Below are 12,707 nucleotides of genomic sequence, written 5' to 3'. Positions count from 1 at the left end.
AGTGAAAAGGTGCGTACAAAGCAATTCATAAAAATTTCGTACAGGGGAAACAAAGGATACCGCCCGCATGAAGTAGAAAAAGTAATTTATTCGGCACTGGGTAGGGGTAAATTTTCTAATGTAATAAGAAAGAGGGGTAAATATGTGGGATGATATAAATGAGATTAATATTCAGTTTGATTATTGGAATGCAACACTATCAAAATTATCAAGAACAAGGAAAAGGGTTTTAGACCAAGCTATTTATATGGTTAATTCCATTAACCTAGCAGATGATATTCGGGTTGCAGAAACATATGCAACTGCTGCAATTCATTTTATCGGCACAATTAAAGATATGCTAAAGCAAGACTTATTAGATTTAAATATTTTCAATGAATGGAATATATCTAAGGAACAAAAACTTGTTACGGAAGACCCCCTCCTAAAAGTGTTGAGGATTATAAGGAATTATGATGTGCATTATCGTACTTTAGAATACGGATTATTTGATGGAATGATGTATCACATTGTAGGAGAGAATATCGCTCAAACGGAAGATAATAGTCTTTTCTTTGAGGAATTTACATGGGAGGAATATGAAAAGATGCGCCCTAAAAAGAAAGAGCTAACTCCAGAATATTTGGAGTGGTTTAATAATCAGACTGGATATTGGTCTGTGAAATATATCTGCTATGAAGCGATAAACAGGTATTGTAAGTATATTAATTCTTTTATAACTTCAATAGTAGCGGAGAAGGAGAAATAATTTAAATAAGTTATCAAAAAGATTTGGAAAAGAGGATGGAGTACATAAAAATTTTCTATAATTCACCAAGTGACAATTAGGTTTACGAATGACAAACTGAGTAAGAGCAGTTTATTCGGTAATGTCTTATGGTTGTAAAGGTGGCATAAAATAGCCACCTAAATTTAATCGTTAATATTTCCTCTGAATAATGTTTTTCTATGTTGTTTTAGTGCCTCTAATGATGGGTAAGAATGAGGGTCTTTCGGTAAATTGATTTTAACACCATTTAATGTTTTATAAGGGCTAGTATTTAGGAGAGGACTTACAATGATCCTATAATCATCGTTAATTGTAATTAATCCCTCATCAAACAGCTTATGAATATCAATTCTTAAACAAATACCATTTTGTATGTGATTGCTTTGTTCGTTAATATAAGGCTGTATATGTGCTGCTTGAAGAACTTCAATACAAGTCTCGCCAGTTACTGCACATCTATAATCGTATGCTTTCAATACTTTATTTCTAAATTCACTTTGCCCCTTGCGTTTTTTTGATTTTTGCATCTGGTATTCAGTATTATTTTCCAAAATCAGATTGAAGTTATTATTTTTATTCATAGTTTCGCCGATATGGGCTGGAAAGTCACTATCAAAGTATTTTATCTTTACTATCTGTGGAGCAAAGTTAAATTCAAATTTTTCCGGTGAGAAAAAATGTTCATCATCAAAGAAAACTGGATTTTCTAGGACAATACAACCGATTTCTAGATCATCAATATTTAAATCCTTCTTTGTATGTTTTCTAACATAGTTGGAACAGCGTTCAGCTAGTTCTGTTAAATCTGATACACCATTGCCTTTTCCAAATTTAATCCAAGCCTCATACACACTCATATTGTCATACTTTTTAAAATATCCAAAGCCCCCTATTTTTCTAATAGGAGATTTTAGTAGAAAATAAAATTTATCGCCTTCTTTAAGCCGTTTAATATTCCAGGGGGTCGGGGTCCAAAAGTTAACTATATTAGTATTAGATTGCTCTCTTAAATAATAGAACCAATTAAGGTCTGTTGGTGCTATAGCGATAGTTGTTTTGTTAGAAAAAGGAGATGGGCTATAATTATTTGTTCCTAGCTTACTAGTAGAATTTGAGTTGTCTTTTGTTTGATATTTTCTTAGCCCCCATATCCCTTTCCCTTTACCTTCTACAGAGTAGAAGATATCTTCTTTTCCATAAAATGCATCGCAATCACTTGAATAAGACTCGATTGTTCTGCGAACAGATGCAGTCCATGTTCTATGTAAATTCATGATGTTACGTTGTTCGATTTTTTTATAGATATCTGATAGAGATGCTTTTCCACCTAACTCTTCAAGAACATCTATAATCTCATCAAGCCATTTCCTAGGTTGAGCCATAAAGTCCTCCTATTTTTTTATTTATATTTATATTATACAAATTAGTTGTTTAGATGTTCAGTTGTCTTCAAAAAAATTCTATTATTTGTAATAATTTATATTATATGAAGTATTAACAAAGGAAGAGGTGTAGTAATTTGAGTAGAATGGACTTAATTTATGATCAATATGTTGCCAACGAAAAATTAAAAAAAGGTACCAAATATGAAAGGTTAGCTGCAATTGTTTATAAAGTTTTAGAAAATAAGGATATTGTCATTCATGATTTGAGACTTAGTGGGGATGGTAAGAAAACTAAGCATCAGATTGATGTTGTAATTGAGAAGAGTGGCGTAAAAAAGAGGATACTAGTTGAATGTAAAGACTACTCGGAAATCGTTGGAATTAGTGTTATAAGAGATTTTCATGGTGCTGTACATCAGATAAAACCAGATGAAGCTATAGTAATAACTACAAAAGGGTTTACTAGGGAAGCTGTTAACTTTGCAGAAGATGAAAATATCAAATTAGCTGTTTTAAGGGAATTTAATGAGTCAGATTGGGAAGGTAAAATTAAAGAAATTCATTTGAACATTAATGTTTTATTAATGGATACTCCTGAAATATCCTTTATTCCAGCAAATAAAATAGAGGAAGAAAAAGCAGTTAATGCAATGAATGGAAATACTATTGTACGACAAGAGACTGATACAAGAACAAACTATTTTTATGACAGTACAGGGACCAAACTGGGAACTTATCAAGAAGTGTTGTCACCTATTATTAATAGTTTTGAAAGAGTTGCAGGTAAAGAGACTAAAGGTGAATATTTGTTTGATGATGTAAAGTATATATATGTTAATAATGTTCTTATTGGAGTGAAAGGTTTTCGATACTCGTTTAATTCATATGTAATAGAAGATAAGAGTGTAATAGGAGTAGGGCAAAAAATTGGTTTGTTATTATTACAATACTTGGATGGTAGTCAAGAGAAGATTATTTTTGATGAGGATATTTCAAAATGGACTTTTGATACAGATGGTAGGGTAGTTGAAAAGAAAAACAGTTAGAAATCAGTGTCCTACTTCATTATTTTATTATGTGGAGTAAATAATACCGTTTAATATGTTAATGGTTATTGATTGGCAAAGGAGAAATTTCTATGTCAAAAAATATCATTTTTGATAAGTATGGATATTATGCCTATATAGGAGTTTTTAAAGAAAAAGATTATGAATGTTCTAGTTTGATTTTAGATACTAATACAGCAATTAACGTTGAAAACTTTTATTATAAACCTAATAAAATGGACGAAAGAAAGAGGAAAGCCACTTTAGATTTTCTTTCCGATAATATTAGTATAGATTTTGTTCCAGGACTAGCAATGGAAGAAGCTTGTTGGGATTTTTCTTTAAAAGGAATTAATCAACAACAATTAAAAAAGATGGAGAATGCATTTAATAATATATATATAGAATGAATGTAAAAGATTTAGAACTTCACTCCAAAGGTCAAGGAGGGGATTTGCAGCACTTTGTTCAAAGAAACCCTACTCCGCAGTTAAGCTCTTTAATTGATCAATTAGAAGCAAATCCCGTTCTAGTAGGTACTTATGCCACTGTTTTAAAAATAATGATATTACAAAAAAAGGAAAAAATAAACTTAAAGCCATAGAAAAGTATATTGATTTTGTAAAAGAAAAGTTATTCGTAAATCATGCAATCGAAACAAATATTGCGATAAATTATTTTTTGGGAACACCTAAAATGCAAGAGATAGGCGATAAAATTTTTAAATTTGGCAAGAAAAATCCTTTATTTAATGCCTGGAATACAAGTTGGGATATTTTCTTTTTAAGATATCTGCAAAAAATGTATTATGAAGGGCTTGCATACGATATTATTAAACCAAAATTAGTAACATCAGATCAGGGGTTAATCAGATTAGCCGAAATGACTTCACTAGAAGCGGTAATACAAGAAAAAAACAATATTATACCAGTCATTTCTTTTTATGATAGTGATATTCGCCAAGAGTTTATTAATGAAGCTAGTAAAATAGAAAAGGATTTACATTTACGCAATACCTTTTATCAAAGAAGAAAAGCGATATCTGAGATTGAAAATATCACCGATTATGTTAAATCTCTAATTAGGGATTTAGAAATGGAATTACTCAGTTTATAATCTTAAATTAATAAGAAATTAGTAGCTTTAGAACTAATGTCACTCCTGTATGCACTGTCTATTCAACGCATGTGGAGAGTGTGTCGAAGATTGTTTTGATAGGGTAATTCAACAAGAAGACCACCCTATTTATATAGGGTGCGCTTATTTCTTTCAAAAAACTCTATTACAATTCTAATCTTTTTCAAAATCATTTACATTTAGGTTTGCGAGTTTAGTTTGTTGATTTCAACATCGTGCTTTCCTGCTTTTTCACTCAAATAGTCAACATCAATACGAAGACTTTTGATTTCATCGGCAACACTTAGAAAACTATTATAGCTGATTCAACCTTAAAATCTGTAAAGATCAATGTATTTCACCATAATAAACTCGGCAAAACGATTATTTTGCGCTAATTGTTCCATTGAACGATGATGACTTCGATAGAAGTTTCTTTAATGGATGGATTTCTTCTGGAATCTTCCACCCATTACATCATTGACATGTTCAATCGCAACAAAAGCATTAGGATCTATTTCTTCTACAATTGATTTTAATTTTGCCACCTCTAGTCTTGTGACGATGACATATAATAATTCCTTGTCTTCTTTCGTATAACCGCCTTTTCCATAAATGTGAGTCACTCCTCGGCCAAGTCTTGCGATAATTTTTTCTGCAATCTCATCAGGTTGATCCGAAATAATCGTGACTGACTTTGATTCATCAATACCAGCAATCACAATATCAATCGTTTTAAAAGCAATAAAATAAGCAACTAATGAATACATAGCACTTTCCCATGTGAAGACAAGACCTGCTCCAGTCATGATAAAAACATTAAAAAACATGACAATCTCACCAACGGAAAAGCCAAAGCGTTTATTGGCTAAAATAGCAATGATCTCTGTTCCATCAAGGGACCCGCCATTTCGGATAATGAGACCTACACCTGCTCCTAAAATAATGCCGCCAAAAATGGTCGCCAGAAACATATCTCCTGTAACTACGTTAAAATCGTCTACATAAGAAACAAATAAGGATAAAAAAACTACCGAAACGAGTGTTGTGATCGCAAACGTTTTTCCAATCTGATTGTATCCAACAAACAAAAAAGGAATGTTTAATATTACAATAAAGATTCCAAGCGGGTAATTAGTAAGTTCACTAAAGATAATTGATATACCGATAATGCCGCCATCAATGATTTGATTGGGAATGAGAAATGTTTCCAACCCGATGGCAACAAGAAATGTACCAATAATGATAAAAAGATAGCGTTTTACCCACTTTTTAAGCCATCTAACATTCATGCTTGTTTTCTTCCTTTCTGTATTTATTTGTAAAAATAAAGTAACTTTTCTCAAGGGTACCAAAAAACTTATATTGAAACCATTGAATAAAACGTTCAACTATATAGTCAATGCGCAAACGCCATCCATATTAAAAGGATGAAGTAGTAATGATGATGTGTGGGACTTATCCTAAAATAGGGGATCATATTTTTACAAAATAATGGATTATATTTCATTGGTACCTTTCTCTCAGTTCGTTTTTATGCATCGTACTAAAAAAAGAGGGAAATTGGTCCCTCTTTTTTTGTTTCTTTATACAATGAATGTTCAATTTTGTTTCGTTAAAATTTTAAAAAATATAAAAAACGATAGGGAGGAGAAATCTGAGAATGAGTGATAGTGATTTTGCCTTTGAGAAAGAAGGCTTTTTTGATGAAATTGTTCAGATTCTTCATGAAGAAACTGGACAGCATGTTAATATTATGGGGGAAAAAGGGATCATTATAGCATCTACACGCCCTGAGAGAATTGGAACGGTCCATGAAAGTGCGAAACAGATTATGTTAGGCTTAATCGATGAAGCGTTGGTTACAGAGGAAGAAGCTGCCCAATTACAGGGAGTTCGGGCAGGAGCAAATCTTCCGATCGAATACAAAGGAAAACGAATTGGCGTGATTGGAATGACAGGTGACCCGCATGCTATAAAACCGATTGTTCGTATCGCTGCTCGGACTGTAATTTTATGGCTAAAGAACCATGAACAAATGATAAAACAACAAAAAGCTGCAGAAGAAGTGTATGGGCAACTTCAGAACATGGCAGCAACAATTGAGGAATTAGCAGCTAGTTCGGAAGATTTTGCCGCTTTTAGTAAACAAACCTCAAATGAAGTTGCGAGAGGAGAAAAACAGATAAAAGACGTATCCATCGCCTTAAAAATTATCCGTGAGATTGCTTCACAAAGTAAATTGATAGGCTTAAATGCGGCGATCGAAGCATCTAGGGCAGGAGAAGCAGGTAGAGGTTTCTCGATAGTGGCCAATGAAATTCGTAAATTAGCAAGCAATAGTGAAGATTCGGTCAAAGAGATTCAGCAAACCCTTGAACAAGTAAACCAAGTGTTCACAAAAATTTTGCTCGATGTTCAAACCAATGAACAAAAAGCAAATGAACAATCCATAGCAGTACAGGAACTTGCAAAATATGTTGAAAAAGTAGAAAAGATGATGGAAAAATTAACACAAAGCGAATAGCTTTGAACAAAAAAACCCATCTAGGTGTTCTAGATGGGCAAATTTTATAATATCGTATTTACGAGTTCAATCGAATAATCGACATTCTCCATTGAATTCTCTTTAATTAATTTTTGTAATAGCTCCTCTGCATGTTCTTTTTTATTAAATCCCTTCACGATATCTCGTCGAACTAATTTATCTCCTTTTTTAGTTTGGTATACATCCTTATAGACCACCCACATTGGTAATCCCCCCTTTGTGAAGAGATTTTTCTTATTTTAATTTTACCTGACCACCGAAAAGAAATGCAAGGTTTTTTTAAATTTTTAAAATATTTTTATTATATGTTGTTTTATACAAAACCTGCCTATATAATAACATTTTTATAATAAATACACTTTTTATACTTTTTAATTGACATTTTTGAATAATTGGTGCATAATGAGAAAAGAAGGTAAGTTTTACCACAATGATTAGCATATTTTACAAAAGAATAGGAAACATTATTCTTTGATAAGTTTTTACATATTTTAAGGGAGGAATGAACAAAATGAAAAAATTTGAATTACCACCATTGCCCTATGATTACAATGCCCTTGAGCCACATTATGATGAGCAAACCGTTCGTTTACATCATGATATCCATCACAAAGGGTATGTTGATGGGTTAAATAAAGCGTTGGAAAAGTTAGCTGAAGCACGTCAAACTGGTGATTTTGCACTGATTAAGCATTGGGAAAGAGAAGCTGCTTTCCATGGTTCTGGTCATTATCTACACAGTATTTTCTGGACCAATTTATCACCAAATGGCGGTGGCGAACCTACTGGAGCGATAGCTGAACAAATTCAAAAAGACTTCGGTAGTTTTGAAGCCTTCAAGAAGCAAATGTCTGCAGCCTCTGTAGCTGTTGAAGGTTCTGGTTGGGGAATCTTAGCATGGGATCCTACAGCTGAACAGTTAGTTATTCTTCAAGCTGAAAAGCATCAAGATTTAACGATTTGGGGAGTAACACCTTTATTAGTGATCGATGTTTGGGAACACGCTTATTATCTGAAGTATCAAAATAAACGTGCAGCATTTGTAGAAGCTCTTTGGAACATTATTAACTGGGATGATGTAAACCGTCGTTTTGAAGAAGCAAGAAAAAAATAATATCCGAGAGTAGACTTTGATAGGCAAAAAGGTGGCTTATGTATGGCCACCTTTTTTGTCTTAAGTATTATGCAAACTGTAAAGGGATTTGATCTTCTTTGATAAATGTTTCTGATTATAGACCCAACCCACATACGAATCGATAATTTGTAACGAGTCATCCAATAACACGATCGCCAAAAAAGGATAATGATTTTGGAACCGATACCGTAAATCAATCCACTTTACTTCATAACCATATGTCGTTTTATTCCACATTGGATAAGCATAGCGGGTAAAATAGAGAAATTTTTTTACTTTTGGATCTTGTTTCGCTGCTTGAATACTAGGGTGATCCTCGATTTTGATTTTCTCATCTACCCATTTAATCTCCATACGATGAAGAACCCCTAAACGATATTTTGTCGGTAACTCTTCAATCAAATTCCAAACAGAAAAATAGATCGTAGGAAGGATGGTTACATTTCCTATTAACTTTTTCTCTAGTTTTATTTTTTTTTGTAGGATATGATGATAAATGGCCCTTATGCTAATATAGGCAAATGTAAAGAGAAAGACGATCAAAAAGATGGTTGTAGGCTGTAAAATGCCAACAATCCATAAAAAAATACCGATAACATGAGTCAAAAAAAGAATAGGATCAAAAATGTTCATTACATTTAGAGCAATCCATTTTTCGGAAAAAGGACGCAATACTTGGGTGCCATACGCATTCAATATATCGAGTAAAACGTGGAGAAAAACGGCCAAAAACGTCCACAACCATAAATGGGGAATTGGTATATTTGGATAAAAAAATTGGATCACAAATGTGATGAGACTTGGCCAAATCAATAAAAAGGGCAAAGAATGGGAAATCCCCCGATGATGTTTGATATAATTAGCAGTTCCACCAAAAAAGCGAGTGATACCATCCAAATCAGGAGCCTGTGATCCAGCGATTGTACCGATTAAGACTGCTTGTGCGAATAAGGGTTGAGATTGAACCACTGGATCAAAATGGGCGAAACCTGCTAAACTTACGCCAATGACAAAATGAGTGCCAGTATCCATCAACTCTTCCTCCTTAATATCCATTCTATCCATTATTATAGACGAGAAGTAACTCTCTCAACCATTTATCTAAACGTTAGAAAAGGTGAAGGTATTCATGGATATTGAACGTTTTCAAGAACAATTACTTCGATGGTTTAGACAACAAAAACGAGATCTTCCATGGAGAAAAGATCGAGACCCTTACCATATATGGGTATCAGAAATCATGTTGCAGCAAACGAGGGTAGAAACGGTCATTCCCTATTACGAAAAATTTATGGAACAATTTCCCACGCTAAACGATTTGGCACAAGCGAAAGAAGAAGAGGTCCTAAAGGCTTGGGAAGGATTAGGATATTATTCACGGGCAAGAAATCTTCATCAAGGGGTAAAAGAGGTGCAGGAAAAATATAGTGGGAAAATACCTGATGAAAAAGAAAAGATCCTCAAAATCCCTGGTATTGGCCCATACACAGCTGGAGCGATTTTAAGTATTGCTTATGGGAGAAAAGAACCAGCAGTTGACGGAAATGTGTTAAGGGTTTTTTCCAGATTATTAAATTCTTTTGAAGATATATCAAAGATAAAAACGAAGAAAATGATCGAAGAAAAAGTAAAAGAGTTGATTCCTGATCATGCCGCTTCAGATTTTAATCAAGCACTAATGGAATTAGGGGCAATGATCTGTACACCTAAGTCTCCCCAATGCTTCTTCTGTCCTGTGATGGATTTTTGCGAAGGGAGGAAAGAAGGAAACGAGGATCAGTTACCGGTCAAAGCAAAAAAGAAAGGCCAAAAAATCGTTTATCGGATCGGACTTATTCTACAAAAAGACGATAAGGTAGCTTTTGTAAAACGACCAAGTGATGGTTTATTAGCTGATATGTGGGAGTTACCTTCCTTAGAAAGTGAAAATCCTTTGTCTAATCAAGAATGGCAAGAGAAAATAAAAGCAGAGTTCGGAATCGAGCTGAAATTGAATCAGCCATGGATGACCATTGAACATACCTTTAGCCATCTTAAGTGGTATCTAGCTATTTACAAATTAGATCATCTTGCTCAAATATCCAAATTATCTAGCCAATGGTATTGGTTTACCCTTGAAGAAGCAGAAAAACTCTCATTTCCTAAGGCATATAAGCAAGTCATGATGAAACTCATAAGAAGTTGACCCAATAACGAAACTCCAAAAACACCATAGAATATTACAAATGGATTTGAAAATGGGGTGTACGAAGATGGAGGTCAAACAGCCAAGAGTGGTAAGAAAGGCGCCTTTCGGAGAGAGAGGAAACTATTATATTGGACAATATGAACATTCAATGAACAAAACTCCCATTGTTTTTGTTCATGGGCTTCATAGTCATGCAAGAAAATGGTTTACAAGAACCAATTATTATGGAAAAAATGACATGTATGAATTAGCCGCACATTATGGTCATCCCACTGCTTTTGTTGATTTAAGTACGAGAAAATATGGGATTTGGGAAAATGGCGAGCTGCTTGCGAAGCAACTTAAGGAAATTTACCACCGTTTTGGACAAAAAAAGTTGGCAATTGTCGCTCATAGCAAAGGTGGGGTTGATGCCCAGATTGCCCTTTCATATGGTGAAGCTTACCCTTATGTACGCTCACTGATTACATTAGGGACACCTCATTATGGTTCGCCCTTAGCCGATTTAGCTTTTAGCCAAAAAGCAAAACCATTAGCTTTTATGATCGGTTTTCTTGATAAGGGCACATTGCAAATGCAGACTGGACACATGGAGAAACTTCGTTCTGTTTTAGATGTAAAGATTTCTAAACTTTCAATTCCCCATTTTACCATTGTTGGCGTAGATCCTGCGGAACAATTGGGTTCGATTTTATCAATGGGAGGGAAATATCTCAAACCGTATGGAGAGAATGATGGAGTTGTTTTAGCCAAAGATGCAATCTTACCTTATTCAAAATCGATTCGCGGGTATTGGAATCATGATAATATCCGTCTAGGAAGAGAAATGTTTCCTTTACTAGAAGAGTTGATCGATGGGGATCATTCAATCAGTCGTATGCCTAGGTATAGCAAAACAAGAGAAAAAATTGTACAACCTTGTTTGCTGCATGGTGGATATACAAGTCTCCCATCAAAAGAGATTGAATTACACGTTCCTTCACAGGAAAGGGAATTTTGGATTCAACTGTTAAGCTCTTCAAAGAATATGAGAATTGAAGTCCATTCGCCTGATGGAAAAAAAGAAGAACTAGAATATAAGGGTTTTGTTACCGATGTTCCATTTTTCCCAGATACTCATCTATATTACTTTCAAGTTCCTCACCCGAAGCAAGGAAAATGGAAAATCCAAATACATAGTCTTGGGAGGAATGCTTATTTTCTCGTATCTTCATTTTCTTCTTTAAGAGAAGAAGCAATTCGGATTGAGAAAAACGATGTTTGCCAGGGGCTTACTACGCTTCATTTTAAGTTACAAGTACCTGATCATTGGAAACGGGACCGGATTGCACTTCAAGTGTATACAGACCATAAAAGATTGGGAACCAAGCCAATTCTTATCAACGAATTAAAAAAAACCTCCCAAAGAGAGGTTTTGACAGAATTAAAATTTCCTAAGCAGCAAATGATTCGAAATGTGCATTTAGAGATCATTGGGGAATCAAAATGGGGAGCAAAAGTACAGAGAGATTATGTAACTTCACTTTTTCTATAAATAAAACCATTGTAAAATCATCATCGTTAGGAAACCACCAAGTACAACCATGATTAAGTTCTGATAAAACCAAGCAATCACAAAAGCGACGAAACCAGCTAAAAGTCCAAAAAAAACATGCTCTGGATCAACAGTCATGATTCCAGGAAAAATTAATGCTCCTAATATGGCATAGGGTACAAAAGTTAACCACCGATTTAACCAATCGGGGAACTTCAAGCGTTTAAATAACATGGGAAACATGCGTGGGATGAAGGTTACAAGGAACATTCCAAAGATCAAGAGCCATATTTTCATAAAGAATTCACCTCTCGATTTGGCAACAAAGAACCAATCGTTGCAGCGATCATTGTAGCTAAAATAATGACCCAACCATTTGAGAGTTTGGGGAAAAGGGAAGTTAACCCCCAACTTAACAGCCCGCCAAGAACGGCAATGAATGAAACTTGCCAAGATTTTTTCATCGAGGGTACGAGTAGGCCGATAAACATGGCATATAGAGCAATACTCATTCCAGTTGCTAGGTTACTAGGAATAAAATCGGAAAAAAAACTGCCTGTAAAAGTTCCCAATACCCAACCACTATAAGCTGTTAAAGCAAGCCCTAAAAAATAGGATGGGGTGATCGAGGAATTCTCATGATTGACACTAGCAACGACAAAAGTTTCGTCAGTGATCCCAAAAGAGAGTAATGAACTTAAAAAAGGACCAGTTTGTAATTTTCTCGATAATGAAGTGCTCATCAAAAGGTGGCGTAGATTGATAATAAAGGTGGTAAGAATAATTTCCGTGATCAACACATGGGATTGAAGAAGATTAATGGCAATAAATTGGCTTGCTCCAGCAAACACCCACATCGACATCCCTGTTGCTTGCACTGGAGTGAGTCCTGCTTGTACAGAGAGAATTCCAAACGTTAAGGCAATAGGCAAATATCCAATTGCAATCGGAAGCCCATCCTTCACCCCTTTTGAAAAATTCCCCAT

At 34.5% G+C, this 12,707-nt stretch carries 13 protein-coding genes and 1 pseudogene; 8 read left to right on the top strand and 6 right to left on the bottom strand.

The annotated features are described in order from the left end of the window. The first annotated feature begins 142 nt into the window (after positions 1-142). On the top strand, positions 143-748 hold the full coding sequence (locus ACMW72_RS08920) for a hypothetical protein (protein ID WP_418368487.1): 606 nt from the start codon (positions 143-145) through the stop codon (positions 746-748). A gap of 164 nt (positions 749-912) precedes the next feature. On the opposite strand, the gene ACMW72_RS08915 is transcribed toward ACMW72_RS08920, so the two are convergent. Next, positions 913-2,151 carry an HNH endonuclease gene (locus ACMW72_RS08915; RefSeq protein WP_418368486.1) on the bottom strand — a complete coding sequence of 413 codons (1,239 nt, stop codon included), beginning with the start codon at positions 2,149-2,151 and terminating at the stop codon, positions 913-915. A 146-nt stretch (positions 2,152-2,297) separates the two neighbouring features. On the opposite strand from ACMW72_RS08915, the gene ACMW72_RS08910 reads away from it, so the two are divergent. The 3 genes from ACMW72_RS08910 (at position 2,298) to ACMW72_RS08900 (ending at position 4,316) form a co-directional block, all read left to right on the top strand. After that, positions 2,298-3,200, top strand: coding sequence for a restriction endonuclease (locus ACMW72_RS08910; protein ID WP_418368570.1), 903 nt, complete (start codon positions 2,298-2,300; stop codon positions 3,198-3,200). 92 nt (positions 3,201-3,292) lie between these two features. Then, positions 3,293-3,610 carry a hypothetical protein gene (locus ACMW72_RS08905; RefSeq protein WP_418368485.1) on the top strand — a complete coding sequence of 106 codons (318 nt, stop codon included), beginning with the start codon at positions 3,293-3,295 and terminating at the stop codon, positions 3,608-3,610. A 286-nt stretch (positions 3,611-3,896) separates the two neighbouring features. Beyond that, the gene (locus ACMW72_RS08900) at positions 3,897-4,316 is read left to right on the top strand and encodes a hypothetical protein (RefSeq protein ID WP_418368484.1); all 420 of its coding nucleotides are present in this window, start codon (positions 3,897-3,899) and stop codon (positions 4,314-4,316) included. A 437-nt stretch (positions 4,317-4,753) separates the two neighbouring features. Here ACMW72_RS08900 and ACMW72_RS08895 read toward each other — a convergent pair whose 3' ends face one another. Then, positions 4,754-5,608: a YitT family protein gene (locus ACMW72_RS08895; protein WP_418368483.1), complete on the bottom strand. Its 855-nt coding sequence runs from the start codon at positions 5,606-5,608 to the stop codon at positions 4,754-4,756. A 371-nt stretch (positions 5,609-5,979) separates the two neighbouring features. Here ACMW72_RS08895 and ACMW72_RS08890 point away from each other — a divergent pair, with 371 nt between their 5' ends. Further along, positions 5,980-6,843: a sugar diacid recognition domain-containing protein gene (locus ACMW72_RS08890; protein ID WP_418368482.1), complete on the top strand. Its 864-nt coding sequence runs from the start codon at positions 5,980-5,982 to the stop codon at positions 6,841-6,843. Between the two features lie 44 nt (positions 6,844-6,887). Here the strand turns inward: ACMW72_RS08890 and ACMW72_RS08885 are convergent, their stop codons facing one another. Then, positions 6,888-7,067, bottom strand: a complete 180-nt coding sequence (locus tag ACMW72_RS08885) for a hypothetical protein (protein ID WP_418368481.1) — start codon at positions 7,065-7,067, stop codon at positions 6,888-6,890. 323 nt (positions 7,068-7,390) lie between these two features. Here ACMW72_RS08885 and ACMW72_RS08880 point away from each other — a divergent pair. Further along, a pseudogene (locus ACMW72_RS08880) lies at positions 7,391-7,978 on the top strand (superoxide dismutase); the annotation flags it as partial. Positions 7,979-8,038: 60 nt separating this feature from the next. On the opposite strand, the gene ACMW72_RS08875 reads toward ACMW72_RS08880, so the two are convergent. After that, a complete protein-coding gene (locus ACMW72_RS08875) occupies positions 8,039-9,031 on the bottom strand; it encodes a metal-dependent hydrolase (RefSeq protein ID WP_418368480.1) in 993 nt (330 codons plus the stop codon). Positions 9,032-9,128: 97 nt separating this feature from the next. Between ACMW72_RS08875 and mutY the strand changes: the two genes are divergently transcribed. Both mutY and ACMW72_RS08865 read left to right on the top strand, forming a co-directional pair. Then, positions 9,129-10,184 carry an A/G-specific adenine glycosylase gene (gene mutY / locus ACMW72_RS08870; RefSeq protein WP_418368479.1) on the top strand — a complete coding sequence of 352 codons (1,056 nt, stop codon included), beginning with the start codon at positions 9,129-9,131 and terminating at the stop codon, positions 10,182-10,184. Between the two features lie 67 nt (positions 10,185-10,251). Beyond that, positions 10,252-11,721, top strand: coding sequence for an esterase/lipase family protein (locus ACMW72_RS08865; protein ID WP_418368478.1), 1,470 nt, complete (start codon positions 10,252-10,254; stop codon positions 11,719-11,721). On the opposite strand, the gene ACMW72_RS08860 is transcribed toward ACMW72_RS08865, so the two are convergent. Further along, positions 11,716-12,018 (bottom strand): AzlD domain-containing protein, encoded by a 303-nt coding sequence (locus ACMW72_RS08860; RefSeq protein ID WP_418368477.1) that lies wholly within the window; start codon positions 12,016-12,018, stop codon positions 11,716-11,718. The two genes, ACMW72_RS08865 and ACMW72_RS08860, sit on opposite strands and share 6 nt — an antisense overlap. After that, complete coding sequence (locus ACMW72_RS08855; RefSeq protein WP_418368476.1) at positions 12,015-12,707, bottom strand: AzlC family ABC transporter permease; 693 nt, start codon at positions 12,705-12,707, stop codon at positions 12,015-12,017. The genes ACMW72_RS08860 and ACMW72_RS08855 overlap by 4 nt, the downstream gene beginning before the upstream one ends.

It is taken from the genome of Tepidibacillus sp. LV47, from assembly GCF_048381575.1.
Classification (GTDB): Bacteria; Bacillota; Bacilli; order Tepidibacillales; family Tepidibacillaceae; genus Tepidibacillus.
This window is presented reverse-complemented; position numbering and strand designations above follow the sequence as displayed.